Here is a 25,775-nt window from a genome sequence, read left to right as displayed (position 1 = left end):
ATGCGCCAGGAGCGCAGGACCCCGGCGACGGCGTAGATGCCCAGCCGGGTGTCGCGGACCTTCCTGACGAGGTCGGCCAAGGCGCCGTACCGCGGCTCGATGTCCTCGCCGGACCGGTCCATGTACTGGGCGGCCACAAAGGCAGCGAACAGATACGTCCCCGTCGGTACCGCCCCCGACCTCGCAGCAGCCACAGCCCGGGCTCACGGGCTCGACTCCCACGAATCGACCGCTCAAAAGTAGAGCCTCGGCAGAGACGCCCGGCGGCAAAGGGCACTTGGCCAACACCGCCGCCGAGCTCGAGATCAGAACGGACGGACAGAACTCGGCGGCGTCAACGGCCACTGGTACGACTCTCGTCCCGGATCATGCCACGGAAACTGGTGCGGGCTGCCCCACGGGCGAAGACGACACCTTCTTGGGCTCCGGCGGCGGCGAAGTCGCCATCCCGGCTCGTGGTCCATGCCTCCACCCGCTTGCGGGCGTCGACGTCGGCCATGCCGTACTCGCTGCCGCGGGCGAGCATCGCGCACTCGCGGAAACCGGCCCTCCACGCGTGGACGGCGCGCTCTGCGACCGACGCAAGATCTCCTCGCCCCGAGACCTTGCCATGCTCCACGGCCGCGCGGCCCGTGCCCGCTCCAAGAACGGCAACGTCACCGACGCCTGGCACCAGATCGACGCCGCGTTCGCCGCCTACGCACGAACGGACGTCCCAAAAGCCGACCTCGCCTCGATGTACTGGATCAGCCATGGCGTTGTGCGGTCTGTCAACCTGTTCCGGTGCGAGAGTATCTCGAGGCGGTGCTGCTGCCCGGCCGCGTGACGGGGGCGTGGACCAGGCAGCAACGGGCGGGTTGTCAGGGGCGGGTGGCGATGATGGCTTCGGTGCGTACGACTTCGTCGAAGATGCCGTCGGGGTTGAACTCGGTGAGCGCCTGGCGTAGGTCGTGTTCGAAGTCGTCTTTTTCGTGGCCGAGTTGGGCGGGGCTGGAGAAGCTGTAGGAGAACTGCAGCCCGATGACCTCGTCCAGGGTGCGGGTGACGGTGCGGTCCCAGCGGGCGGTATCGACGTCGGAGAACGGGGAGCGGGCCATCACGTCCTGGTGGCGTTCCCTGGGGTGGGAGTACGTCCCCGACCCAGCCCGTCGCTCGGGCCCGAGGTAGCGGGTGCGGACGTCGGCGATGACCTGGAGCCAGGGCGCGGGCTCAAGGTCGCCGGGGGCGCCGCCGGAGGCGAGGACGACGGCCCCGTCCGGCTCGACGAGCTGGTCGAGATTGCGCAGGGTCTGGTCACGGTCCATCCAGTGGAAAGCCGCACCCATCACGGTCAGCAGTACCGGTTCCAGGTCCATGCCGGGAAGTGTGGTGGAGTCGCCTTGACGCCAGTGGATGTTGGTGATGTTGTGCTCGGCGGCGAGTTTGCGGCCCTCGTCGAGCATGCCGGGTTCGGGGTCGACGGCGGTGACGTGGCCGACGAGCGTGGCGAGGGGGAGGGCGAGTACGCCTGTGCCGGTGCCCAGGTCCAGGACGCGCTGAGTGCCGTCCAGGGCGAAGCGCGCAGCCAGCATGTCGTAGAAGGCCTGGTCATAGCCGGGCCGGTAACGGGCGTAGTACGGGGCGGTGGAGGCGAACAGCTCGTCGGGCGTGTAGGTCATCTCGTCAGTCTTTCGGGTTCAGTTGGCCGAGTGCGGTGTCATCCCGAAGAACGAGCTGGGTCCGGGTTCAGGTGCTGCCACCAGGCGCGCAGAGGTGCGGCTCCGGCGCCTTCGTGAGTGACGGAGCCGTCTGGGTTGCGGTCGGGGCGGCCGAACAGCTGGTGTTCGATGTCGGTCAGGTCCCCGCGTTGTAGTAGCTGGGGGGCGGGGTCGTCGACGGGGGCGAGCCAGCGGTAGCCGTACTGCATCATCACTGCCAGTCGGGGGTGGCCGGAGGTGTTGAGACCACCTGCGTGCCAGGTGCGGTTCTCGAACAGGAACGCGTCGCAGGGGCCGACGTCGGGGGTGATCGCGGCGGCCGGGTCGATGGCTCCGGCTGGGACGGTGACGGGTCCGGTATCGGTGTGGCTGCCGGGAAGGGTCATGGTGACGCCGGCATCGGGGGTGAGGTCGCTGAGGAAGTAGGCGGCCTTGATCGACATGCGCGGGACAAGATCGGTGCCGAGGTCGCGGGTGGCGGAGCTCATGTCGCGGTGCCAGCCGTGCCGCTCGGGGACGCGGATGGTGCGTGTGCCGCCAGGTGGGATGGACGGCATGTAGATCAGGTTGCTGGACATCAGGTGCAGGTTCGCGCTCAGCAGCGCGACGAGAGTGGGCAGCACCTTCGGGTTGGTGACCAGCGGCAGGAAGGTGTCGTCCATGGCGACGATGCCGCGGAAGCCGTCCTTGCCGTCGACGCTGCGGTCCCTGCTGAGGGTGCGGTCGCTGGCCAGCAGCCGCATCGCTGCGGCTGCGGCCTGCTCGCGCCATTCGGGCGTGATCACGTCGCGCAGGATGACGAAGCCGTCACGTTCGAAGGCGTCCAGCACCTTCGGGTCGGGCGGGGATGCCGTATCAAGGGTCATCGGCTGTGTTCCTTGATCATGAGGGCGGCTTGGACGGCGAGTGCAGCGGCCGAGAGCTTGCAGTGCTCCAGCAGGCCCTCGGGGGTGGTGGGGCGGCTGGGCTCTCGGTAGCCGACGACGTGGAACCGGCTGGTCTCGCCGCGGGCGGCCAGCAGCGAGCGGACGCAGCCGGGGTGGGTGGGGACGGCCATCAGGACGGGGGTGTCGGTGCCGAACAGGCGGGTGAAGGTCCTCTCGTCAAGAGCGTGGGGCCAGTGCGGGGCCGGGCCGAGGACTGCGAGGTCGTTGATATGCAGATAGCGGATCTTGGTCTCGGGATGCGACCGGTGCAGCAGCGTGACGGCGCCGGTCAGCTCGCGGGCCGGAATGTCCCCGGCCGAGGCGAGGATGAGGTGCGGGTGGCCGCGGTGGCTCAGGTGGGGCCAGACGGCGGCGCCGTCGGTGAGCTCGTCGCGCAGCGGGTCCGGCGGGAAGGCGGGGCCGGGGTGTTTGTCGGTGATCAGGAAGTTGACGCGGTCGTGGCCGGCCAGCATCACCGCGAGGACGGCGGCGGCCCGCCTGGTGTCCGCCGGGGTGTAGACGTGCACGGAGCCGTCCTCGGTCTCGAGCATCGACGAGACCAGGCCGGGGTTTTGGTGGGTGTAGGTGTTGCGCCACCCCAGCGAGGTGATCAGGTAGTTGACCGAGGGCAGCCCGCTCTGCCCGGTGAGGTGGCGCAGGCGTCGGTGCTTGAGGTGCTGGACGAGCAGGCTGGTGTTGAGCGGGGAGAACGCTTCGTAGGTGGCGAGCAGCGCCTCCCGGCCGGTTTCGGTGTAGCCCTGCAGCCAGCCGTGGCAGATCTCCTCATTCCTTCCACCTGTCGGGGCCACACGGCAGGATCAGCCCATGAGGATTCTGGTCATGGGCGGAACGTGGTTCCTGGGCAAGCACATTGTGGTCGGCGCCCTGAGACAGGGATGGGCGGTCACCACCTTCAACCGGGGCCGTTCCGGCCGTGCCGCGGAGGGTGTCGAGTCTGTCCATGGCGATCGGACCAGCCTTGCAGACCTGGAGCGGCTCGCTGAACACGGGCCGTGGGACGCCGTGATCGACACGTCGAGTTCCGAGTTCCCGCCACGCGATGTCCTGGCGGCCGCCACTGCCCTGCGCCCAGTTGTCCGGCGGTGGGTGCACATCTCCACCGTGTCCGTCTACGCGGGCTGGCCGCATCAGCCGCTCGACGACGACTCGCCGCTGCTGGAATGCCCGCCGGACGCGGACGAGTCCTTCGGCTACACCGGAACGGACGGCTCCCCCACCAAGTACGGTTTTCAGAAGGCCGGCGGTGAGCGGGCCGTGTCCGAGATCTTCGAAGACGCCTCGGTGTTTTTGAGGCCCGGCGTGATCCTTGGGCCGGGCGAGTATGTGGGCCGGCTTCCCTGGTGGCTGGAGAGAGCCGCGCGGGGCGGCCGCATCCTCGCCCCGGCGCCCGCCGAGCAGCGCATTCAGCCCGTGGACGTGCGTGACGTGGCGGCCTTCGCTCTCGACCAGGCCGCAGCATCCGGCTGTGGGGGTTTCAACGTGGCCCATCCGGAGGGGATTTCGTTCGGTGGCTTCCTCGATGCCTGCCTGACCGAGACGGGCGGCGCCGGGTCTCCGGCGTGGATCGATCCCGCGGTGCTCCTCGAGCAGGGCGTGAAGCAGTGGACCGAGTTGCCGCTGTGGCGCACCCACGCCGGGGTGTGGGCCGTCGACTCCGCTCGTGCGGTGGCCGCGGGTCTTGCGTGCCGGCCGATCGTCGAGACGGTCCGGGACACATGGCGGTGGTGGGCGGCTGACGGGCGTCCCGTGGACCACCCGCGGTGGGCGGAGCACGGGATCGCCCCGGAGAAGGAGGCGAAGATTCTCGCCTCGGTGTGATCAGCTTTCGATCGCGAGGAGAGCAACGGGCGCCCCGATGCGGTGCGGCAGGGAGACCCGGTTGAAGTCCTCGATCTGCTCGCGCAGGGCTTTGGGTGCGTGTGCGCCGTGGTAGGCGGGCTTGGCGAGGTGGCGTCCGATGCGTGCTGTGCGCACCACGATGCCGGTCTTGCGCTGGTCCGCGGGCACGCCCCAGACCGGAATCATAGCTTCGGCGGCACCGTCGACGTCGTCCGCCAGAAGGCGGGCGTGGGCAAGGTCCGCGGCAGCGCTGGCCCTGACGTGGGTGGATTGCTGGTCCTGTGGGCGTTGTCCGAGGAGTTGCAGGGCGCGCCTGGCGTCTGCTTCGGCCTGCGGGGCGTCGCCGATGAGCAGGGCGGTCGTGCTGGTGGACATGGCCAGCCGCTCCAGCGTGAAGGCGAACTCCCCGCCGACGACGTCGTGCAGGTCGTCTCGGCGCTCCCCGGTGTCCTGCGAGGAGAGTCGGACGGCCTGCCGTGCGCCGGTCACGTCGCCGAGGTGTGCGTGCGCGCGGGCTTTGATGGCCTGTAGGCGGCGGTGGGCCGTGTCGCCGATGCCGCTGTAGGAGAGTGCGCGTGTGGCCTTCGCCAGTGCCTCGGTCGGGTTGCCCGTGTGGTAGGCGATGTAGGCCAGGGTGCCGTCGGCGTAGGCCTGGAGCGGGGTGAACCGTGTGGTCTCGCCGAACACCGATGCTGTGCGGGCGAAACTGCTGGCGCTGGGGAAGTATCCGAGGTCGAACGCGGCGACGGACAGCAGGGCGGCGATCTGCCCGTTCAAGATCATCAGTTCTTGCTGCTGCACAGGGACGTGGGTCCGGTCCCGCTGACGCTCGGTCGTCAGCCGAAGCCGGTCTGCGGCTTCGTAGGCCTGGGCTGGTGCCATCAGGTGGTATCCGCGGGCCAAGGCGGTCACTTGGTCGCGCAGTTCATCGATGGTGTTGTCGGAAACAGACGCCGAGGCGGTCGCATCGGCGCCCTCGAGGGCTTCTTCTGCGGTCATTCGAACTCGCTCTTCCAAGTCGTACACGGGTGCCTGGGGATCGCCCTGGGGCGCAGGCCCGAACAGTTCGACGGCTGTGTACTCGGGCCACATCGCCTCAAGGATCTGGCAGGTCGCCGGACCGGGCAGCGTCACCAGCTTGCCGCCGGTCCAGCGCCGGAACTGCGTCTCGCCACACGTGGGGTTGGTGGTGCTGTTCCCGAAGAGCCGTACACCGTGGTCGGTGAACCTCTTCTCGAACCTGCGGTAGGGAAGCCTGTCCCGATCGCATAACCATGCGAGCAGTGTCTTCGGCTCGGTCCTCATCGTGCTCCCCTGTCTGCGGTGGTACAGCCGGCCGGCGTGCGCATCGATCCCTTCTCCGGGAAGGGGATACCGCCCCTGGCCCCATGAGCAACCGAGACCGTTCAGAAGCCACTTCAACGCTACCCCTGGGCCATGTCTGCCGCCTGACGGTGACTCAGAGGCCATCCCGCAAGCCATGGCGAAGCCACGTGCCACCGGTGAACCCTCTCTCCCAGATCTCGCAGAGAGTGTTCAGACGCATTCAGGGAGTCCTTCCCATGTCCCCCAGAGAAACCGAATCGGCCGGCCTTTTAGAGGCACCCCCGTATCGAACCGGGCTACTGCCGGCCGGCTTTGAACTGGCGATCCCCGCGAAGCCGTCGAGCGTACGCACTGCACGGCTGGTCGCGCGGGCCTGGAGTCGTCGCTGCCGCATGCCGGATGAGCTCACCGACACCGTCCTGATCCTGATGTCCGAACTGTGCACGAACGCAGTCCTGCACGGTCGGTGCGAGTCCATCAGCGTGCGGGGACGGTGGGTGCAGTCCACGGGCGAGCTGCGCTTCGAGGTCGACGACCACTCGCCCGCGCCACTGCCCACGGTGCAGCACCCGGGCGTCGACGCTGAGAGCGGCCGCGGATTGCTCCTGGTCGACGTCCTGATGGCACAGCTCGGCGGCACATGGGGGTTCACTGCGGACGGCTCCTGCGCCTGGTGCCGCTTCCCTCTGCCGAGGGGGGAGCGTTGACAGCGACCCAGGCCCGCCGGCCACGGCCCGTGCAGCCATGGCGGCCGCCCCTTGAGCCGGACGGATTGCAGCGGATGCTCCGTGCGCTCAAGGACCACCCTCTGTTCGACGCAAACGTACTGCTCGACGACGTGGGCGCGACCCTGGACGACTGCACACCCGCCGAGGAATTCGTAGAGGACCTCAAGCTCCGCCTGCACGGCCGCCTGAGGCGGCTGCTCGACATCGCCGTCGCCACCGACACCGATCAGGCCGACGAGCCCCCGGCCCGGCTCATCACCCGGGCCCACTCGGTGTGCGCCCAGGACATTCCGGGCGAGTACCGCCAAGCCGCCGGGCATCTGCGCCAGACGGCCTGGACCATCATCGAGCTCCTCGAACGGCTGGTGGAGTTCCGCTGCCTGTGCAAGCCGGTGTCGCCGATGCGATCTACGACAACAGGAACGAGCGACAGCATGAGCACGCAGCCACATCCAAGGCTGACCCCTGGCAGCAGCCTGGACCGAAGCAGACCAGTGCACGTCAAGGGTGCCACCCATCACGTAGATCTCCTGGTGATCCGCTGGAATATCAGCCTGCTCCTCCCCCAGCACCAGGCGCTCCCCCTCACCGATGGGGAGCTGGCAGCGCTCACAGACTTCCTCCGCACGCACACCCAGCTGCTCATCACCCGGGTCGAAGAAGCGGCCGTCCGGCGGCCGGCCGAGGACGTGCCCCGCTACGTCGCCCTCGCCTGTACCCGCCAAGCCCGCGACCGGCTCCACGCCCAGCCCGCAGCCGACCGGCACAGCCTGCTCGTCCACGCACGCCGCCTCGCACGCGCCCTGGCCGCCCTGTGCGACCACCACGAGGCCCTCACCGACGTCGCGATGTGCCTCGCCTGCGACCAGCCCCTCCACCACAACGACCAGACCACCCCCTACGACCACGTCAGCCCCAGCGGCAGCGCAGCACGCGCCGGCCACATCCACACCCGCTGCGCGAACACCGTCCGCCGCAACCGCTGAACCCGCCACCAAGCTCTCCCCATGCTCCGGACCATGCCGGGGCCCCACGGCGACCGCAGGGTCAGGGTCGCATCCATCCCCGCCCCCGTATCTCCCGTCCCTCCGGACGGCAAGAAAGGCTCCGACGGGACGGGGCTTCAGCATCCAAACCGGTGCCGGGCGCAGCATCCGGGGCGTGATGCCGTTCCCGCCCCGACTCAGTCGGCTTCTGCTCCTGTTCCGTCATCCACTCGAAGGGGAATCGTTCGCATGCCCACCCGTCCCGCCGACCCGAGCACCACCCGGCTGGTGCCCTACATCACCGGCCGCGAAGGTGAACACCCCGACCTACTCGCCTCCCTACGCGGCACCCAAGGCGCCGACGGACACTTCCAGCTCGCCTACCGGAACGAGCAGAACGGTGACCGGGACCTGCGCGGCGTGCTGTGGGGACGCTGCTCCCAAAACATCGGCCCCGACAACCTCCCCACCGGCCAGCCCCGCTGGCGGATGGTCCACCCCTCCCGACAACGCGAGTGTATGGAGCAGCTGCGCTGCCAGGTCTGCGCCCAGCCCTCCCGAACGAACGACGGCTACCTCTTCCTCACCGGACCGGACGAGGTGCACCCCGCGGACGCGGTCGTACGCACCGCGCAGCCGCCCGTCTGTGCCCAGCACGCCCGGACTGCGGCCGAGCAGTGCCCGCACCTTCAGGGCCGGCCTACCGTGTTCCTCGCCCAGAGCGCCCCGCTGTACGGCGTCATCGGCACCCCCTACCACTACACCGACGGCGGCCTCCAGGCCTTACCCGCCACCAGCGGCCGGGAGGCGCTGCCCTACGGGCACCCCGGCCTGCGCTGGTACCTCGCCTCACAACTCGTCCGCCGCCTGCGCGCCTACACCCTCATCAACCTCGACGACCTGCCTCCGAAGTAGCGCAGCCCACCGCCGACGCGGTCGCGTGCATCCCCAATTCGGTGTGCTGGTCCACTCGACTCGCAGGGAGCAGCTTCCGATGTACTCCACCGCCCGCATAGGCATTGGGAGTGTCGTTGAACAGGCGTCATCGGCTCCCGCCTCACCGCAACGAGCCCTGCGCCACTTCCTGCCGAGGAGGACGAACCGCCGATTGTGTACGGGCATCCCCAGATGGGCTGGGTCCTGGCGAGCCAGCCCATACGCGAACTGCGTAACTGCGAGGGCGTCACTTTGGACGATCTTGCGTCCGTCATCTCACCGGCCGCCCGGCAGTCCCGCGTATCGAGCGGACCGTCGGACGGGTTCCAAGCCCACAGCTTCCCGGAGCGCACGTCGCGCCGGGATGGCCAGAACCTGAACGATCCGGAAGGACCACTGGCTACAGCACCGCCCGCCAGGTCTCTGGCAGCACCATCACGTCCGCAACACCAACTGAACCAATAGGAGTTGTCATGACACGCAATGCCGCCCAGAGCACCACCCAGGTCCAAGAGCCGGTCGTGCCCTCCTCGGACGGGTTCGACCTGAACGTCAGCCTGCTGGAGGTCGCCGACGCCGCTGGGCTGACCAACCTGACCGACGACGGCTGCGGCAGCACCTGCGGCGCCTGCACCACCAACGTCGCCTGATCTGGACCGTCTGGCCCTGGCTGGGACTGGTGCCGCCATGTGGCGAGCGTGGCGGCACCGGGAGCCCTCCCACCCCGACCGGCTCAAGGAGGTATCCATGGCTGAACCCTTGTCGTTTCGGGCTGGCGCTACTGCCCTCGTACGCGCCGTCGCGCGGTCGGGCCTGCCCCCGTTCCCCCTCCCGGACTTCGACGACGGCTCCTTCGCGGCACACGAACGGGCGGAGATCACCACCAGCCGTCTTGCCTGGGTGCGGGCCGTGTGGGGTGACGCTGCGCTGGCTGAAGCCGTACGGCATGCCAGTCCGGTCCTCGCAGCCCAGACCGAGGCGCTGTGCATGTCCCCCGCTCCCAACAGCCGTGACGTACGCCGGGTCGGGCTTTCACTGGCGCGCTACCTTCTTCGCGCGGGGCACCGGGCCACGCCTTTCGGCCTGTTCGCAGGCGTTGCCACCGCCGCCTTCGGCGCCCCGGTCAAGGCGAGCTGGGGTGAGGGTCACGTGGCTGTCGCACGGGCTGGCGCAGAGTGGCTGTCCCGGCTGGTCGAGCAGTTGGAGAAGAGCGGGGAATTGCTGCCGCTCCTGTCCGTCGCTGTCAGCAACACGTCCTTTGAACGCGACGGCCACTTGATCGTCCCGTACCAGGACGACGGGCCATCCGGCCGGCCTCGAGCTGTCGAGGCGTCCATCGAACTGACGGCCCCGGTGAGGATCGTCCTCAGTGCGGCTGGTTCGCCCATCCGGTTCGAGGCACTGGCCGAGAAGCTGACGGCGGAGTTTCCCTCGGTGCTGCCCGATCGGGTGCACGGGCTGCTGGCGGGGCTGATCCGACGGCGCGTGCTCATCACGAGCCTCCAGGCACCGGCCACTGAACCGGAGGCTCTCGGCCATGTCCTCGCGCAGCTCGATGGGGTCGAGGCCGGCTCCCTCGTGCCGCTCGCCCAGACGGTCCGGGAACTACGTGCCGTCCATGCCGGATTACAGCAATGCGGCTCCCCGGACGCCCGGGATGCCGTGGCGGCCCGGATGCGTGACCTGGTGCCGGGCCTGGTCGGCCATCCCCTCGCGCTCGACCTGCGCCTGGATGCCCACCTGACGCTCCCCGACAAAGTGGCGCGCGAGTCGGAGCGCGCCGCGACCGTGCTGACCCGGCTGAGCGCCCGCCCGTACGGCTCCCGGGCGTGGTCCGAGTACCACCAGCGGTTCTACGAGCGCTACGGCATCGGAACGATGGTGCCCCTGCTCGACGTTGTCGCCGACAGCGGCATCGGCTACCCCGACGGATACCCCGGCGCCCCGGCGGGTGAGCGCCGCCGTGTGTCTGCCCGCGATGACGTACTGGTGCGGCTCGCGCAGACCGCCGCACTCGACGGGCACGACGAGGTGGCACTCACCGACGAGTTGGTGGCCGCCTTGGACAGGGGGCCCGGGGAGCCGCGCGTGCCGCCGCATCTGGAGATCGGCGTACGACTGCACGCGACCAGCATGGAGGAGGCGCAGCGCGGCCGGTTCACCATCGAGGTCACGAGCGTGTCCCGTGGCGTCGGGGTGCGCACCGGTCGCTTCGCCGGCGTCCTCGGCTTTGCCGCGCGCGAGGCGCTGTGCGCAGAGCTGACGGAACTGCCCACGGCTGATGCCGGTACCGATCCCGCCCAGCTCTCCTTCCCTCCGCTGCTGGCAGACACCGCGCACGTCACCCGGACCCCCCGCGTTCTGCCGCTGGTCATCAGCCTGCAGGAGCACCGGGCCGCTTCCGCCGACGTGCTCACCCCGGCGGACCTGGCGGTGGCGTGCGACGGCCGCCGGATGTACCTGGCCGCTCCCGGTCTCGGCCGCCGTATCGAAGCCGCAGGCATGCACGCGCTGAACCTCACCGAGCACACGCCGCCGCTGGCCCGGTTCCTCACCGAGATCGCCCGCGCCCAGTGCGCCCAGGTGACGGTCTTCGACTGGGGCGCCGCCACGGCAATGCCGTTCCTGCCGAGACTGCGTTACGGCCGCATCGTGCTCGCCCCGGCCCGTTGGCGGCTGGAGACGTCCGACCTGCCCGGCCGGGACCGTCCCGGCGCCGAATGGGACAGCGCGCTGTCCGTGTGGCGTGTGCGGCGGCGGTTGCCCCGACACGTTCAGCTCGTCCAGGACGACCGGCTGCTCCCGCTGGACCTCGAGCAGGCCGCCTACCGGAGCCTGCTGCGCCGGCATCTCGACCGCACCCCTTACGCGGTGCTCACCGAGGCGGCTCCTGCGCAGTCGTACGGCTGGAGCGGAGGCCGCGCTCACGAGATCGTGGTCCCCCTCAAAGCAACCCAGCCACCCGGGTGGTCCGCGCTGCCTCAGCCGACCCCAGCCCGCACGCTCTCGCGGGCCCAGATGCAAACGCCTGCCTCCTCTTCGGTGCTGCTGGCCGCCCTGTACGGGGACGTGCGCCGTCAGGACGCCGTGCTGGCCCGGCACGTACCCGACCTCATCCGTCGGCTCGGCTTTCCGCCGTGGTGGTTCATCCGCTTCCGTGACCCCGGCCAGCACCTCCGTCTGCGCATCGCGCTTTCCCACCCGGACGACTTCGCCGGCATCGCCCGCATCGTGAGCGCGTGGGCCGACGAACTGCGCGCCACCGGACTGCTGGCAGATCTGCGCTACCCCACGTCCTACCGCGAAATGGGCCGCTGGGGCTCCGGTCCGGCGTGGGACGCGGCCGAGGGCGTGTTCCAGGCCGATTCCCGTACGGTTGTCGCGCAGCTTGCGCAGCCATGGCGCCCACAGCAACGAACGCTCGTGGCGGCGCACACCCTCGCGATCTCCTCCGCGTTCCTCGGCAGTCCCGAGGCCGGTGCGCGCTGGCTGATCGACCACGTCCCGCACAGCGCACCAGGGCCAGTTCCTCGGTCGCAGTTCGCTGAGGCTGTACGCCTGTCCGACCCGCGCGACGACTGGGCAGCGCTGCGCGCGGCTCCCGGAGGGGAGGCGATCGTGACGGCGTGGGCCGATCGCGGGGCCGCGCTCGCCGCGTACCGCCGGCACCTGCCCGGGCCGCACACCGAGGGCATCGCCCTGGACGACGTACTGGTCTCCTTGCTGCACACGCACTTCGTGCGGCACGTCGCCGTGAACTTCCCCGAAGAGGACATCTGCCTCCACCTCGCCCGCGCCGCCGCCCTGGCCTTCACCGCCCGCTCCAGGAGGCGGCAGTGAACAACCACCCGGCGCTCACTGTGGCTGCGGACATCGCAGAGCGCCTCCGTCATCCTGACACTGCGCCTGGTGCCGCAACCACGGACGAAGCCCGGCAGCATCTGGCCTTCGGCCCGATCGGCATTGCCCTGCTGCACATCGAGCGGGCAGCAGCAGGACTTGGCCCCTGGCAGCGTGTGCACGACTGGCTTGCCGCCGCCACCCGCCAGCCATTCACCAGCGGAGCCGACAGCCACCCCTTCTACGGCGCTCCTGCACTGGCTCACGTCCTGGCCTGCGCCGCCGAACGCCTCCCCGGGGCCTACGAGCGCGACCTCGACCGGCTGGACCGCCAAGTGGTCGGCGACGTAGAACGGCGCCTGGACGCCGCGCACCGCAGAATCGACGCCGGCCAGCTTCCGGCGCTCGCCGAGTTCGACGCGATCCGGGGCCTGACCGGATACGGCAGCTACCTCCTGCGCCGCGATGCGACCGGGCCGGACTTGCGGGCCGTCCTCGACTACTGCGTCCGCCTGGTCGAACCGATCGCCCACGACGACGGCTCACTCCCGGGATGGTGGGCGCTCACCGGCCCTTCCGGGCGGCTGGATGACCGGTTCCCGGGCGGCCACGGCAACAACGGCATGGCCCACGGAATCGGCTCCGTCCTGGCGTTGCTCGCCCTCTCCGCCCGCCTCGGCGCCACCGTCACCGGCCACCACGAGGCGATGCGCACCGTCCTGGCCTGGCTCGACCAGTGGAAGACGATCACCGCACGTGGCCTGGTGTGGCCGTACTGGATCACTCGCGCCGACCACCGCACCGGCCGCCTCGGGCCCACCTCACCGAGGCGCCCCTCCTGGTGCTACGGCACCGCGGGCTTGGCGCGCGCCCAGCAACTCGCCGCGCTCGCCCTCGGCGACGCAGAGCGCCGCGCACAGGCTGAAGCTGCCCTCCTGGACGCCCTCACCGACCCCGTACAACTCCGCGCCACGGTGGACACCGGGCTCTGCCACGGTGTCGCCGGACTCGCCCATCTCGCCGCCCGCACCGCCGCCGACGCCTCCCCCGCAGCTGCCGCCAAGCTACGTGCAGTCCTGCCCTCTCTGCTCGCCACGCTGATCCCGCCCGGCGCAGCACCCGAGGAAGCGGCTACCGCGCTCGTCAACGACCGGGCGGGGCCCGGCCTCCTCGATGGCGCCGCGGGGACAGCCCTGGGAATTCTCACCGCCGCCAGCACCGAGCCGCCCCACACCCCCTGGGACGCCTGCCTGCTCATCGCGTGACCCCGAAAGGAACCGGATGCCCCCCGACCGCTGGCAGCAGCACACCATCACCTTCCCCGACCGACAGACCGCGCGGCACGCCATCGCCGACCGCATTGCACCCGCGCTACTCGACGCGGAAGGCGACCAGCTCACCGGCTGGTGGTTCATGAACAAGCAGCCCTGGCCGCTCCGCTACCTGGCCGACCGTCCGGCCCCGGCTATGAAAGCGGTGCTGGACAACCTGGTCACCGACGGCATCGCACACTCCTGGACAACCGGGATCTACGAACCGGAAACGGAAGCGTTCGGCGGCAGCGCCGCCATGACAGCTGCGCACGCCCTCTTCCACGAGGACAGCCGTCACCTTCTCGACTACCAACCCCGGGCGGGCAGGCTGGGCCGCCGCGAGAGGGCCGTGCTGCTGATGAGCAGCCTGATGCGGGCTGCGAACCTCGACTGGTTCGAGCAAGGAGACGTGTGGGCCAAGGCCGCTGCTCTGCGGCCGGAGCCCGGCACGCCCGTCCCCAAGAAGCTGGCCGCCCTGCGGCCAGCGATGCAGACCTTGATGTCCACCGAAGCCCGCAGCCTGTGCCGACAAGGCAAGCCCCTCGACGGCCACGCGGAGTGGATCGCCGCCTTCGAACGGGCCGGCACCGCCCTCGCCTGCCTGGCCGCCCAAGGGGAGCTGACCCGCGGTCTGCGCGCCGTCATCGCCCACCACGTGATCTTCCACGCCAACCGTGCCGGTCTGCCCACCGCGGATCAGCACACCCTGTTCCACATCGCACGAGAGGCAGTCATGGGATCGAGTGACAACACCGCGTCCACGGCGGCGACCGGCTTGGAGGCCAATAGCGTCAGGGCGGTGAACACCGACACGCCCACCACGTCCGAGGCCGAGGCCGAACGGCTCCGCAACACGCTTGTCGACCAGATCCAGGCCGGCGGCCACGCCCGCACCCCGGCGGTCGAGACCGCTCTGCGCACCGTGCCCCGGCACTTGTTCGTCCCCGAAGCGCCGCTCAGCCATGCCTACGCCAACGCGCCGGTCGACATCAAGTACGACACCGACGGCACGTCGATCTCCTGCGCCTCCCAGCCCGACATCGTCGCCCTCATGCTGGACCAGCTCCAGGCCCAGCCCGGTGAGCGCATCCTCGAACTCGGCGCCGGAACCGGATACAACGCCGCCCTGATCGGCCATCTCGTCGGCCCCGAAGGCCACGTCACGACCATCGACGTCGATGAGGACCTGGTCGAGGGCGCCCGCAATCGCCTCGCCGCCACCGGCTTCACCAACGTCGATGTCCTGACCCGCGACGGAGCCCTCGGCCACGTTGAGGGCGCGCCGTACGACCGGATCATCGCCACCGTGGGCGCGCACGGCGTTCCGCACTCCTGGCTCGAACAACTCGCCCCCGGAGGCCGGCTCGTCACCCCGCAGCGGCTCAAGGGCAGCGTCTCGCGCTCCATCGCCTATGACGAGCGCGACGGACGGTGGGTGTCGTCCGGGTCGCAGATGAACACCTTCATGCCACTGCGGCGCGGCATCGCCGACGACGACCGCCGCATCGTGCCGCTCGCCGCGGACGGCACCGTACGACTCCAGGCTCCGGCCGGGCAGCAGATCGACGCCGCCGCCCTCGCCGGTGTCCTGGACCAGCCGCGCACCGAAGAGTGGACCGGCATGACGGTCCACGCCATGGAGAGCCCGGAGTGGATGGAGCTGTTCGTCTCCTGTTCCCTGCCCTGCGGCCTGATCCGCATGCTGTTCCCGCCAACCGCCAAGGGCACGGTACTCACCGAGGACCCCTACCCGTCCTCCACCGCAGCCGTGGACAAGGGCGCGGTCACCTACCTCGCCCGGCGCCCGTCCAAGCAGAAGACTCCCGAAGGCGGCAAGCTCTGGGAGTTCGGCGTCATCGGCCACGGACCCGGCAGCGAGGAGCTGGTCGCGAAGGTCGCCGACGCCGTCCGCACCTGGGACCGCGAGTACCGCGACCGTGAAGCAACGTTCGAGATCCTTCCGCTCGACGCCCCACCGGTCGAACAGCAGCCCGGGGTCTTCCTTCTCGACACCCCGCTGAACCGCGTCCTCGTCACCTGGCAGTAGCCCCGCAGCGTGGGGTGCCCGCCGCCCGCCAGCGGGCACCCCACGCCATACGCCCCACCACTCACTCCTGGGGAGACCCATGGACCCGCACGGCCCCATAGCCCAGCGCTTCCCCCTGATCTCTCGCTTCCGCCCCGCCTGCCTGCCCCTCCCACGACGCATCCACGCCCTGGCCGAACTCTCCGACACAGCGGCAGCCAAAGCGGACCAGGGCCTGGCGTCCTCAGTCTTCAACCAGGCCGCTCTCCTCGCCTCCGACATCGGGCTTCCCGATCTCGCATACGAGTGGTGCCACCAGCACGCCGCCGCCTACCTCCATGCCACACCCCTCCCGGCAATGACCGCAATCCGGGCGCTCGAACCGGTGGTGAACCTCGCCCGCCTCCAAATCCGTGCAGGCAACACCGACGACGGCCGGCACCGCCTGCTCACGCTCTACCAAGCCATCAGCGACCGCACCGGCGCCCAGTTCGACGGCATCCGCATACCCGCCGAGCTCACCATCAGCGACGCCGGCCGCCACGCAGTACGCACATGGCTGTGGCGGGTGATCCTGGCCGACGGCACTCGAACCCTGACCACCACGGGCCGCTGGGACGACGCCCTGGCCCACGTCGAGAAGCACAACGGCATCGGTCAGCGGATGCTCGACGGCCGCCAGGTCGCCGTACTCGCGGCCCTCGGGCATGACCCGGCTGCCGCTGCTGACATCGTGGCGCAAACAGTGCCCGGCGCGCCCTGGGAAAACGCCGTCACGTCCTGCCTGGCAGTGATCTGTCATCAGCTCGCTCACCGCCCCGTCAATGCCCTGCTCTCCCAGCTGGTAGAGACCTACGTCCAACACCAACCCGACCCGGGCACGACCGTTTTCGACACCCGGCTCGGCCTGACCATCCTGGATCTCCACGACCAGCCCAACGGTCCTAGAGCACGCCGCACAGTCGAAGAACTGCACCGCCGAGGCACCATCGCCACCGACGGCTACGCCGCCCGCGAGTGCCTGGCCAACTCGCGATTCACCCACCTGCTATCCGCCAAGGACGCTCAGGCGGCCCGCAGCCTCGTTCGCGCATGCGCACTGGGCAGCGGCAACCTACCCGCACCGCACCCGGCAAGGCTGCTGCGGGCACTCTGGCTCAGCAACGAGGTGATTCGCGAAAGCGTGGCACATCCCCACACAGCCGAGGATGCGGCTCCAGGGTGAGGTGCAACACCTGGCGATGATCTTGTCCCATGCTGCCTGGTAGGACGAGCGCTCAAAGAAGGCGAGAGCGAGCACGAAGTACACCACCACCCGTGCAGGCAGGTTGCCTCGCCTACCTGATCGTGCGCCGCGACGACGCCGACCCTCAGCGGCCTCACCGGCTCGGCGCGGTCGCGTACGGACCACATGCCCAACGGCTCGCCCAGGACCTCATCGCACACATCGAGTCCTGGGGCACGGCCCGCACCGCCCTCCCGCGCCTGACCATCACCCCCGCACAATCCGATACACCAGCCGGCCCGGGACACGTGATCAGCAAGCCGGAAAGCCGCCTCACACTGACCTATTGAACCCACCACGCGGGCGTCTCCCGTTCCGTGCGAGGCGCCCAGCTCATGAAGCTTGGACGTGGAGAGGGTCTTGTCGTCCGCGACGGAGAGGGCGCCCAGGGGGCTCAGGCGCCTTCCACTCACCGGCACTCGGAAAACGGCCACAGCCGCGGATGGGAAACCTCTGGGACACCGTGGCATTGGCTCCGACATGATGGCGAGATGCAGCAACTCGAGGCGCAGGAAGTCTCCCTGCACAAGGTTTTCAGCAGCGACTACGACTTCAGGATCCCTGACTACCAGCGGCCGTACGCCTGGGACGTGGAGCAAGCCGTCCAGTTGCTCACGGACTTGGAGGAGTCGCTGGACAGGGGAACGGGCGAGCCGTACTTCCTCGGTTCCATTGTCCTCGTCAAGGCCAAGGGCAATGCGTCCGCGGAGGTCATCGACGGCCAGCAGCGTCTGACCACCCTGACCATCCTGCTCGCCCTCCTGCGCGACCTGGCGGAGGACCTCGACCTGCGTAGCGACCTCGACAGACTGATCACGGAGCCGGGCAACAAGGTCCGTCGGCTTGCGCCCAAGCCCAGGCTGACCCTGCGCTTTCGCGACACCGGCTTCTTTCTCCAGTATGTGCAGACGAAAGAAGCGACTGAGGCACTGCGGGCCTTGAAGGAAGAGACCCTGCCGACGGACGCACAGAAGGCTGTCCTTCGCAACGCAAGGGCGTTGCACGCGATGCTCGCCGGCTGGTCGGAGGAGCGACGGCTGGATCTCGTGCAGATGCTTGGGGAGCACACTTTCCTCGTCGTCGTCAGTACCCCTGATCTGGACAGCGCGCACCGCATCTTCAGCGTCATGAACTCTCGGGGACTAGACCTCTCCCCCACGGACATCTTCAAGTCGCACATCATCGGTGCTCTGGACGAGAAGACCTCGGAGGAGTGCGCCCGCAAGTGGGAGGACGCGGAGGAGGCCCTGGGCCGGGACGACTTCGCTGATCTCTTCCTGCACCTGCGCATGGTGTTCGCCATGAAGCGCGCCGAGCGGGAGCTACTCAAAGAGTTTCCCGAACAGGTGCTAAGCCACTACCTTCCCGGCAAGGCCGAGTCGTTCGTGAATGATGTCGTCGTGCCATATGCGGACGCCTACGTGCAGATCCGTGATGCCAGCTTCTCGGCACCTTCTGGAGCGGAGCTGGTCAACGCCTGGTTCAAACGCCTCCAGCAGATCGACAACAACGACTGGCGGCCCGCAGCCCTGTGGGCGCTCCGCAACCACGGTGACGACCCCGCCTGGCTCGACACATTCCTCGGCGCCCTGGAGCGGCTGGCGGCCAGCATGTTCATCCGCCGCGTCTACACCACTCCCCGCGTCATGCGCTACGCGGACCTGTTGCGGGAACTCGACGCCGGCAAGGACCTCGACGCTACCTCCCTCGCCCTGACGGATGCGGAGAAGGCGGAGACACTCGTGCGCCTGGACGGCGACATCTACCTCGTCACCAAGACCCGCAAGTATGTCCTGCTGCGCCTGGACGAGATGCTGGCCGGGAAGCCCGGCGTCTCGTACGATCACGGCCTCATCACCGTCGAGCATGTACTGCCGCAGAACCCGAAGCAGGGATCGCAGTGGCTGCAGAACTTCACCGACGAGCAACGCGGTGAATGGACGCATCGGTTGGGCAATCTCGTGTTGCTCAACCGAACCAAGAACGCCTACGCCCAGAACTACGACTTCTCTGAGAAGAAGGTCAGATACTTCACCGGCAGACACGGTGTCACCACGTTCGCCCTGACCAGCCAGGTGCTGCATCACCAAGATTGGATACCTCAGCTGCTGCAGAAGCGGCAGCGCCGGCTCGTGGGATTGCTGGCCGACGAATGGGACTTGTAGAAATTCAGATGTCGCAGCCTGCGGACGCGTATGTCTGCAGGCTGCCCGCTCATCGCGAAGGCTCGGCTGGACTCACACAGCGGATCACGCGGCTGAGGGAGATGCGCACCACCATCCGGATCACCGAGGCCAACATCACCCCGTTCGCCCGGTACGTCTTGGGGCTGGACGGCGAACCGTCGGCCCGGAAGGGGCGGTGAGGGCTACAGCTCCTGGGTGGGCACGGGCCGTTGCTCAGGAGCGGCCTTGCTCAGGACGCAGCTCGCGAACAGCTGCCTCGTACGTGACCATCAGATCCCTGCCCAGCAGTCGTATCACCTCTTCCCGGAGCATCTCGTGGGCAAAGAAGAATCTCGGCGGACCGTCGGCTCCGCCGTGATGGTCGTAGAAGAGGCGGCCCAGGTTTCCCCTGAGCAGCGACTCCAGTTGATACGGGGGCAGGGCCGTCAGCAAGGTGAGGTCGGACAGTGTCAGTCCTGACCGACTGGCCCCAACGAGACCGACCACGTCGCGGCTCTCGGTTCCCGCGGCCAGCACGGCACGCAGTTCACGGGTGGCCTCCTGTCTCAGCGCCACGGCATCCGCCGACGGTTCGAGCAGCCGGACCCGGCATCCGCGCAGCGGATGGTCGGCAGGCACGTCGTCCGGCAGCGGAGTGCTCCGGCTCGAGACGAGTACGCGCAGATCGGTGTCGGGGTTCCGCGGCAGCAGCGAGGCAATGCTCGGCAACCCCCTCTGCGAACCGGTGTCTTCGTCAAGACCGTCCACAAGCAGCACCATCCGCCGACCACGGATTCGGGCCTGTTCCGTCGCGGCAGCAAGCAGTCGGTTACGCAGCATGTCCTGAGAACCGGAGTGCATCAACGCCAACGCGGGTGATGGTTCGCCAAGGAGCCACGCCAGTTGCTCGAGGACGACTTCCGTGAATCCGAGGCTGTCGGACTGCCCGACGAGCCGGGCGCTGGCGAAGAACGACACGACGTCGGCATCGGGCGGGGGGTTCAGCGCGAAGCATGCCATCAGCGCGGTCTTGCCCGCCCATGGCCCCGCCTGCCAGAGGGCGTAGGGCTCCTCACCTTGGCAGAATGCCGCCAGGTCCGCCAGCTCCGCGTCCCTGCCTCGCAGTAGCGGTGGGGCCATGCGGCGGATCTGTTCCAGGTAGGGAGTTGTCGCCTTCGGTTGGGGGCTTGGGATTTCGACGAGCCGGTCCGGGTGGTCGATGTCCAGCAGTGCGGCCAGGTCCTCCTGGTGTCCTGACGAACCGGTCAGGAACCGCTCGACGCGGGCAGCAGTTAGGCGGCCGGGCCCTTCTCGGGGGCTGATGCTGGTGATGGTTCCCACGAGTCGGCCCTCGGCCCACACCGGCGCACCCGACATGCCTGCCCACGGAGTGCCCCGCGAGGCATCCTCGGCGGGTGCATCCACCGAGATTTCCAGTGTGCCGCGCCGCAGGTTGGACAGGCTCGACGCTGTTCCGAAGAGATGGGCGATATCCGCGGTCTCGTGCTGATCGAATCCGGAGCCTTCCACGAAGGCTTTGTACGCAGGGAATCCCGCCGTCTCCACCGGCACCACGGCAGAGCGGCGCGTGATACGGCCGTAGCGGACCGGGGCGACGACGGGCGCTTGGCTGGGCGGTACGAAGCGCAGCACGGCGATGTCCGTCTCCGTGTCGACCACCGCAACGTTCGCCCGGGCGGTCCACCCTGAACCGTCGAGGGGAAACCGGAGACCGAATGTGGTTTCGCGGTGCAGCAGATGTGCAGCGGTCAGCACGGTGTCGTTCGTCACGCGGTATCCGGTGCCGACCCACTCCGGTCGGTCGGGGTCGCCCACGACAATCTGCGCCATCCGGGCCGCATCCAGATGCTCGGAGTGCTCGACGGCCTGTGTCCGTCTGGCGGAGGGAGTCGCGCGGGGGGCGTCCTGCGCGTTCGGGAAGATGGTGACGGTGATGAGGCCTCCTCGGATCACCACCACTGGCTCCGGGGAACCGACGGTCCGGCAGTCGGCGACCGACCGCGGCAGCCCGGTCCCGACGGACTCGACCAGCTTTGCCCAGCTGAGGAGCCGGGCGAGATGGAAGTTGCGGGGCTGGGAGTGGCCTTCGAGCGTCCCGAGCCGCACCTGGCCGTCCGGGACGGGGGTCGCGCCTCCCCAGCCTCCGGGGCTGATCACCTCGATCCGGTCGTCGAAGATGTGGATGTGCACGCACATGTGCTGCTCGGTGTAGTCGCGATGGACGACCGCGTTGGCGATGATCTCGCGCACCGCGATCATCGGATAGCGGTAGGTTGCCTCGCTGTAGGCGCTCCCGGTGCTGGGCAGCTCTCCCAGTTCGGCGGACCTCGCCACGAAGTCGCGTGCCTCCACGATGAGTTCAGGTACGGTGCCGTGCAGCTCCAGGCTCTCCATGGGATCGGTCTTGCGGGTGCCGCGGAAGCGGACACAGCGCACCATGGCCGCGGGCAGAAGGGCGGTGGGGTTCTGCCCGAAGAGCAGCACTCCTGCCCGGGTGGGGTGCCCGTCCTTCAGGAGTCCCGCGCGCTGGAGGAACTCGGTGGAGGTCAGCTGCCGGGGAAAGCTGGCCGCCATGTCGTCGCGCAGGTCGCGGCGGAAGGCATCGATGCGTATCTCGCTGAGCTGTTCGCCCTTGGCGACACCCTCGAGGAAGGCAGGCCGAGTTGGGTGCCCGGCCTCATTCGAGGTCCCCGTGGAAGGTTCTGCTGGTGACCTGGTGACCGGGTCGGGTTCCGGTTCGGCAGTCGGCGCCCCGGCAATTCGGCGGGCGATCGGAACCGCTCCCGCGCCGTCGAACTTCCGGTGCGGCTCATGGCCGTCGAAGCCGACCTGTGAGAGGTAGTCGAACAGGTCGTCGAGATCGACCTCGCGGTCGCCGTTGCGGTCGTCGGCATGCTTGAGCAAGCCTTCCACCAATGCTTTGGTGAACGGGCTCGGTTCGCCGCGGACCTCAGCGTCGGCGGCCAGGTCCGTGGCCGAGGTGGCCGCGATCACGAAGCGGCCCCTGCCGGACAGTTCGTCGAAAATCTCGCCGCCTTTGAAGCCGCCGCTGTGACAGCAGTCGAGCACGATGATTTTCACCTGGGCGAAGCTGGCGTCGATGATGTCGGTCAACGTCGCCGTGCCGACGGCCGTCGAGGGAAGCCTTTGGACCTTAGTGTTATTCGCGCACAGGTACAGCTGTCCGTTGCGGCTTCGTCCATGGCCGCTGTAGTAGAACAGCAGCGTGTCATCCGGCTCTGCACGGCTGAAGAAGTCGTCGACCGCGGCGAGCACCTCAGGCGTCTCCGCTTCAGGCAGCAGCTGCACCTCGCTGCGCTGGAAGAGGCCGGTCGCCGGGTCGGTGAGCGCGTCCCCGAGAAGTATGCCGTCCGTCTTCGGACCCTGCAGTTCACCCAGCGCACCCGGGTCTTTCGGGAAACGCGAGTTGCAGACGATCAGGGCCCGATACATGGAATCCTTCGGTGAACGGCGCTGCACTGGTGCGTTGTGGCGTCTGGTCAGCTTAGGTGGGGGAAGGGTCAACGGTGACACACATGACGGAAATCGTCGTCGAGGGAGAACTGGCCGGTCTCGCGGCCGACCATCCGGCGGTGCTCGGCCTGCGTGCCGAACTGCTTGGCGATCTCAAGGCGCTCCGCGGCGTGACGGTCACCGAGCGCGATGGCGCGAGCGACTCCGGCCACAAGGGTGTCCTCACCGATCTGGTGATCGGCCTGACGAGCGCAGGCTCCCTGACCGCGTTCGTACAGTTCGCACGCGTATGGCTGGGGCGGGACCAACGGCGCTCCCTGACCGTCAAGATCACGGAGGGAAACAGCACCCCGAAAGTGATCAGGATCGAAGGCGAAAAGATCGCGACTGACACCCTGACCGAGGCCCTGCGCGCAGCAAGTGCCCAAGAGATCACGGACGTTGAAGAGCCCTCAGACCAAGAGGCTTGAACACGCCCCCGAGGACGTGTCCCCGATCAGCGTTTCGGTCGACCGCCCCGCGGACCCGGTTCCAGCCATGCCCGGTTGGACAGACCGGCGTTCTCGGCGATCGGAGCAGGCCTGCACCCTCGCCTGCCGCAGGTATCGGGCGGCGGAGACTGCCCGGCATCCGCAGACCAGATCATCACGGCGCCTCCTCTCCGCAGGCGCCCCGACGGCCGGTACGCAGGCACAGGCCGCGGGTCCGGGCCGGCACAACGACGGTCTGCCGCACGAGCATGCCCGGGGCCGACGGCAGGGCAGCCACGGCTGCGCCCTGTTCCCGCACGGCCGCCACCGCGCTCCCCGTGAGGGCCACCGCTGAAACGGCAGCGGACACCACCTTCTTACTCGACATCGCACTCGGTTTCTTTGAGCGGACACACCCAACCACCGCTGCTGACAACGGTGCTGAAGCGCCGCCAGCGAGACAAGGCGGCCAGAATTACGCGCCCACACGCCACCACGCCACGTGATCATGAAGTTGCGGAACAATGCCTCACAAAGAGCCAGGGTCCGCTACCCCTCGAACACCCGCGCAGCAGGCACTCATCGCCGTCGACCCTGCACCACAGCCTGGCGTCCCTCGTCCTGCCTGCGGCGGGATCGACGCAACCACCATCGCCGCCGCCAGCTGTGAACGACGCCTGCTCACCGCGCTCGCTTCCACCGCCGTCCGTGCGGCCGCCGGCACCGAGACCGACGCCAAGTAGGGGGCGACCGCGGAGGTGCATTGAGCACGGGGGGACCGCTCCGTCATCCTGCCCGCCTTGGCGGTCTCTCATACGATACGGGGAGACCGTTGAAGGGGAAGTCGGTGGCCATGGATCCGGGCAGTGCAGGGGCCGACGCCGGAGTGTGGGCTGACACTTCCGGTGCGCACGTCGCGAAGCCCGGTAGCTGGCGCATCCCCGGTGTCCCACAGAACCGGACGTACGACCCGGGCCGGGACATCGAGCATCCCGGCAGCGAGGTGTACTTTCCACCGGTCCCGAACGGGCTCGACTACCTGCTCAGCGTCGTCGAGCACCTGGAGGCCGGCACCGAGCGGGTCAGCGCCCGGGACCTGAAGTACGCCGTCCTCCACCTCGCCGCTGGCACCGAGGTACTGCTCAAGGCCCGGCTCCAGCTCGAGCACTGGTCGTTGGTCTTCGCTGACCCGGCGAAGGCGAAGCGGGCGGAACTAGAGAATGGCAGCCTGCTCAGCTGCGGACCCGACGAGACAGTTCAACGTCTGCGGGACATCGCAGGAGTGCAGATAACCGAGAAAGACCGCAAGGCTCTAAGTCGGCTGGCCAAGGACCGCAACGCGCTGCAGCACTATGGCTTGTTCGGCCAGTCAGCGAACGCCCGTGCCGTGGAGAGCCGGGCAGCCGAGGTCCTCGACTTCCTGATCCGCTTCGTTGACGAGGACCTGCTTCCGGCGCTGCCCCCAAAGGAGGCCGAAGCTGCGCAGAACGACCTCGAGCGCATCCGCGGTGGCCTCGCGGAGATCGAGGGCTTTGTGAAGCAGCGCATGCAGCGGCTCCGGGCCGAGCTGGAGACGCTACGCGACCGCACACTGCAGTGTCCCGACTGCCGCCAATGGGCCTTGGTTGTTGAACCCACCCAGGCACAAGGAGCGACCCACGCCTCTCGCTGCCGGTTCTGCGGCATGTCACGCGCCGCGGAAGACATCGCTCTCATCTACGGCGTGGAGATTCTGGGCCGTGATCCGGGGATGGTGGACATGCTCACCCTCCTGACGGCAACCGACCACTGTTTGCACTGCGACCTGGAGAGCCTCGTGGAGGGTGTGCGCTTCGCCGCCGATCCGGACACCGCGATGGCCTTCTGCTTCCAGTGCACCAGGCTGCAGCCCGCGCTGACGGTGTGTGTGGCCTGCGGCCACACCTTCCGTCCCGCAGACGGTGCCACGTCTTGCGAGAACTGTACGACCGCCAGCCCTCCGCACCGGGCACCGTAGGAGGGATCGTCTGCGGTCCTCAAGACGGGTGGCCTCCGCGCCAGCCGCGCGGACGAAGCCCGCCAGCGACTGCTCGATCTACACCAGGCCCTCACGGCCGTCCGGTGCGATGGTGTCGTGGTGCCGACTGGCCGCCACCTCGCGTCCCTGACCACCGGGTACCTCGAGCACCCGGCCGAGCCGGGCACGATCGTCTTCGACATCAGGCTCGGCCTCACCGTCCTCGACGCCATCGGCTCACCCGACACACCTACCGCGCGCCGTATCGCCGACGACCTCCACCGCAGAACAACCCAGGCCCAAGACGGCTCCGCCGCACGCGAGTACCTCGCACACCCCCTGATCCACACGATCGCCGCGGACAAGCAAACACAGGACTGCCAGGCGCTCATACACGCCTGCCACCTCGGAACAGGAACCCTCCCCCAACCACTGGGAAAAGACCTGGCCACGGCACTACACACCAGCCACCCGTCATCTCGATGAGCACCACAAACACCTCCCGCCTCGGAGGACCGCGCGAGAGGGCGCGGACGAGCTGGCGGGCGGTGGTCAAGCCGGGAGCGCTGCAACAGCCTCACCATCGCCCACGTTAACCTCGCGCTTTCACGAGGTGGGCTGTCCGACGGGTGGTCAGGAAAGCAGAAAGTGCCTCTGACCAGCAATGCCGGTGATTTAGGGCGTTTTCGCAGGTGAGGGCCGGTGTTCGGGGTTCCGTGTGACCTT

The 25,775-nt window shown here is 68.7% G+C and carries 21 protein-coding genes; 15 read left to right on the top strand and 6 right to left on the bottom strand.

Annotated elements, in window-relative coordinates; translation table 11 throughout:
- The first annotated feature begins 277 nt into the window (after positions 1-277).
- The gene (locus tag ACZ7OY_RS44210; RefSeq protein ID WP_472251153.1) at positions 278-826 is read left to right on the top strand and encodes a hypothetical protein; all 549 of its coding nucleotides are present in this window, start codon (positions 278-280) and stop codon (positions 824-826) included.
- Positions 827-860: 34 nt separating this feature from the next.
- On the opposite strand, the gene ACZ7OY_RS44205 is transcribed toward ACZ7OY_RS44210, so the two are convergent.
- The 3 genes from ACZ7OY_RS44205 to ACZ7OY_RS44195 are packed head-to-tail and all read right to left on the bottom strand — an operon-like array spanning position 861 to position 3,432.
- Positions 861-1,658, bottom strand: a complete 798-nt coding sequence (locus ACZ7OY_RS44205) for a class I SAM-dependent methyltransferase (protein ID WP_472251152.1) — start codon at positions 1,656-1,658, stop codon at positions 861-863.
- A 38-nt stretch (positions 1,659-1,696) separates the two neighbouring features.
- Positions 1,697-2,563: a phytanoyl-CoA dioxygenase family protein gene (locus ACZ7OY_RS44200; protein WP_472251151.1), complete on the bottom strand. Its 867-nt coding sequence runs from the start codon at positions 2,561-2,563 to the stop codon at positions 1,697-1,699.
- Positions 2,560-3,432 (bottom strand): phosphoketolase family protein, encoded by an 873-nt coding sequence (locus ACZ7OY_RS44195; protein WP_472251150.1) that lies wholly within the window; start codon positions 3,430-3,432, stop codon positions 2,560-2,562. Before ACZ7OY_RS44195 ends, ACZ7OY_RS44200 begins: the two co-directional genes overlap by 4 nt.
- 16 nt (positions 3,433-3,448) lie before the next feature.
- On the opposite strand from ACZ7OY_RS44195, the gene ACZ7OY_RS44190 reads away from it, so the two are divergent.
- Entirely contained in the window at positions 3,449-4,462 is a 1,014-nt protein-coding gene (locus tag ACZ7OY_RS44190; RefSeq protein WP_472251149.1) for an NAD-dependent epimerase/dehydratase family protein, read from the top strand.
- On the opposite strand, the gene ACZ7OY_RS44185 is transcribed toward ACZ7OY_RS44190, so the two are convergent.
- Positions 4,463-5,788, bottom strand: coding sequence for a DNA-binding protein (locus ACZ7OY_RS44185; RefSeq protein ID WP_472251148.1), 1,326 nt, complete (start codon positions 5,786-5,788; stop codon positions 4,463-4,465).
- Between ACZ7OY_RS44185 and ACZ7OY_RS44180 the strand changes: the two genes are divergently transcribed.
- From ACZ7OY_RS44180 to ACZ7OY_RS44145, 8 genes are all read left to right on the top strand, one after another.
- Positions 5,758-6,516, top strand: coding sequence for an ATP-binding protein (locus tag ACZ7OY_RS44180; protein ID WP_472251147.1), 759 nt, complete (start codon positions 5,758-5,760; stop codon positions 6,514-6,516). The genes ACZ7OY_RS44185 and ACZ7OY_RS44180 overlap by 31 nt on opposite strands.
- 74 nt (positions 6,517-6,590) lie before the next feature.
- Complete coding sequence (locus ACZ7OY_RS44175; RefSeq protein WP_472251146.1) at positions 6,591-7,523, top strand: DUF6415 family natural product biosynthesis protein; 933 nt, start codon at positions 6,591-6,593, stop codon at positions 7,521-7,523.
- A 249-nt stretch (positions 7,524-7,772) separates the two neighbouring features.
- On the top strand, positions 7,773-8,438 hold the full coding sequence (locus ACZ7OY_RS44170; protein WP_472251145.1) for a hypothetical protein: 666 nt from the start codon (positions 7,773-7,775) through the stop codon (positions 8,436-8,438).
- A 494-nt stretch (positions 8,439-8,932) separates the two neighbouring features.
- Entirely contained in the window at positions 8,933-9,109 is a 177-nt protein-coding gene (locus tag ACZ7OY_RS44165; protein WP_351619414.1) for an FxLD family lanthipeptide, read from the top strand.
- A gap of 97 nt (positions 9,110-9,206) precedes the next feature.
- Positions 9,207-12,299, top strand: coding sequence for a lantibiotic dehydratase (locus tag ACZ7OY_RS44160; protein WP_472251144.1), 3,093 nt, complete (start codon positions 9,207-9,209; stop codon positions 12,297-12,299).
- Positions 12,296-13,564 (top strand): lanthionine synthetase C family protein, encoded by a 1,269-nt coding sequence (locus ACZ7OY_RS44155; RefSeq protein ID WP_472251143.1) that lies wholly within the window; start codon positions 12,296-12,298, stop codon positions 13,562-13,564. The genes ACZ7OY_RS44160 and ACZ7OY_RS44155 overlap by 4 nt, the downstream gene beginning before the upstream one ends.
- Positions 13,565-13,580: 16 nt before the next feature.
- Positions 13,581-15,659 carry a methyltransferase, FxLD system gene (gene fxlM / locus ACZ7OY_RS44150; protein ID WP_472251142.1) on the top strand — a complete coding sequence of 693 codons (2,079 nt, stop codon included), beginning with the start codon at positions 13,581-13,583 and terminating at the stop codon, positions 15,657-15,659.
- 79 nt (positions 15,660-15,738) lie between these two features.
- Positions 15,739-16,863: a hypothetical protein gene (locus ACZ7OY_RS44145; RefSeq protein WP_472251141.1), complete on the top strand. Its 1,125-nt coding sequence runs from the start codon at positions 15,739-15,741 to the stop codon at positions 16,861-16,863.
- On the opposite strand, the gene ACZ7OY_RS44140 is transcribed toward ACZ7OY_RS44145, so the two are convergent.
- Positions 16,753-17,049 (bottom strand): transposase domain-containing protein, encoded by a 297-nt coding sequence (locus ACZ7OY_RS44140; RefSeq protein WP_472251140.1) that lies wholly within the window; start codon positions 17,047-17,049, stop codon positions 16,753-16,755. The two genes, ACZ7OY_RS44145 and ACZ7OY_RS44140, sit on opposite strands and share 111 nt — an antisense overlap.
- Here ACZ7OY_RS44140 and ACZ7OY_RS44135 point away from each other — a divergent pair.
- Both ACZ7OY_RS44135 and ACZ7OY_RS44130 read left to right on the top strand, forming a co-directional pair.
- Positions 16,956-17,213 (top strand): hypothetical protein, encoded by a 258-nt coding sequence (locus ACZ7OY_RS44135; protein ID WP_472251154.1) that lies wholly within the window; start codon positions 16,956-16,958, stop codon positions 17,211-17,213. The genes ACZ7OY_RS44140 and ACZ7OY_RS44135 overlap by 94 nt on opposite strands.
- 201 nt (positions 17,214-17,414) lie before the next feature.
- On the top strand, positions 17,415-19,088 hold the full coding sequence (locus tag ACZ7OY_RS44130) for a DUF262 domain-containing protein (protein ID WP_472251139.1): 1,674 nt from the start codon (positions 17,415-17,417) through the stop codon (positions 19,086-19,088).
- A gap of 234 nt (positions 19,089-19,322) precedes the next feature.
- Here the strand turns inward: ACZ7OY_RS44130 and ACZ7OY_RS44125 are convergent, their stop codons facing one another.
- A complete protein-coding gene (locus ACZ7OY_RS44125; protein ID WP_472251138.1) occupies positions 19,323-22,562 on the bottom strand; it encodes a caspase, EACC1-associated type in 3,240 nt (1,079 codons plus the stop codon).
- Positions 22,563-22,645: 83 nt separating this feature from the next.
- Here ACZ7OY_RS44125 and ACZ7OY_RS44120 point away from each other — a divergent pair, with 83 nt between their 5' ends.
- From ACZ7OY_RS44120 to ACZ7OY_RS44110, 3 genes are all read left to right on the top strand, one after another.
- The gene (locus ACZ7OY_RS44120; protein WP_472251137.1) at positions 22,646-23,053 is read left to right on the top strand and encodes an effector-associated constant component EACC1; all 408 of its coding nucleotides are present in this window, start codon (positions 22,646-22,648) and stop codon (positions 23,051-23,053) included.
- A gap of 847 nt (positions 23,054-23,900) precedes the next feature.
- Positions 23,901-25,049 (top strand): hypothetical protein, encoded by a 1,149-nt coding sequence (locus tag ACZ7OY_RS44115; RefSeq protein ID WP_472251136.1) that lies wholly within the window; start codon positions 23,901-23,903, stop codon positions 25,047-25,049.
- Between the two features lie 120 nt (positions 25,050-25,169).
- Positions 25,170-25,535 (top strand): hypothetical protein, encoded by a 366-nt coding sequence (locus ACZ7OY_RS44110; RefSeq protein WP_472251135.1) that lies wholly within the window; start codon positions 25,170-25,172, stop codon positions 25,533-25,535.
- The last annotated feature ends 240 nt before the right edge of the window (positions 25,536-25,775 follow it).

It is taken from the genome of Streptomyces sp. NPDC107559, from assembly GCF_055657365.1.
Note: the sequence above shows the minus strand (reverse complement) of the source record. Positions and strands in the feature narration are given on the sequence as shown.

What these genes read in the sequence shown, in the direction of transcription:
- ACZ7OY_RS44120 (WP_472251137.1), top strand. Translation starts at nt 22,646, where the DNA reads ATGACGGAAATCGTCGTCGAGGGAGAACTGGCCGGTCTCGCGGCCGAC.
- fxlM (WP_472251142.1), top strand. Translation starts at nt 13,581, where the DNA reads ATGCCCCCCGACCGCTGGCAGCAGCACACCATCACCTTCCCCGACCGA.
- ACZ7OY_RS44180 (WP_472251147.1), top strand. Translation starts at nt 5,758, where the DNA reads ATGCGAGCAGTGTCTTCGGCTCGGTCCTCATCGTGCTCCCCTGTCTGC.
- ACZ7OY_RS44175 (WP_472251146.1), top strand. Translation starts at nt 6,591, where the DNA reads ATGCTCCGTGCGCTCAAGGACCACCCTCTGTTCGACGCAAACGTACTG.
- ACZ7OY_RS44125 (WP_472251138.1), bottom strand. Translation starts at nt 22,562, where the DNA reads ATGTATCGGGCCCTGATCGTCTGCAACTCGCGTTTCCCGAAAGACCCG.
- ACZ7OY_RS44160 (WP_472251144.1), top strand. Translation starts at nt 9,207, where the DNA reads ATGGCTGAACCCTTGTCGTTTCGGGCTGGCGCTACTGCCCTCGTACGC.
- ACZ7OY_RS44200 (WP_472251151.1), bottom strand. Translation starts at nt 2,563, where the DNA reads ATGACCCTTGATACGGCATCCCCGCCCGACCCGAAGGTGCTGGACGCC.
- ACZ7OY_RS44130 (WP_472251139.1), top strand. Translation starts at nt 17,415, where the DNA reads ATGCAGCAACTCGAGGCGCAGGAAGTCTCCCTGCACAAGGTTTTCAGC.
- ACZ7OY_RS44145 (WP_472251141.1), top strand. Translation starts at nt 15,739, where the DNA reads ATGGACCCGCACGGCCCCATAGCCCAGCGCTTCCCCCTGATCTCTCGC.
- ACZ7OY_RS44170 (WP_472251145.1), top strand. Translation starts at nt 7,773, where the DNA reads ATGCCCACCCGTCCCGCCGACCCGAGCACCACCCGGCTGGTGCCCTAC.
- ACZ7OY_RS44190 (WP_472251149.1), top strand. Translation starts at nt 3,449, where the DNA reads ATGAGGATTCTGGTCATGGGCGGAACGTGGTTCCTGGGCAAGCACATT.
- ACZ7OY_RS44165 (WP_351619414.1), top strand. Translation starts at nt 8,933, where the DNA reads ATGACACGCAATGCCGCCCAGAGCACCACCCAGGTCCAAGAGCCGGTC.
- ACZ7OY_RS44185 (WP_472251148.1), bottom strand. Translation starts at nt 5,788, where the DNA reads ATGAGGACCGAGCCGAAGACACTGCTCGCATGGTTATGCGATCGGGAC.
- ACZ7OY_RS44205 (WP_472251152.1), bottom strand. Translation starts at nt 1,658, where the DNA reads ATGACCTACACGCCCGACGAGCTGTTCGCCTCCACCGCCCCGTACTAC.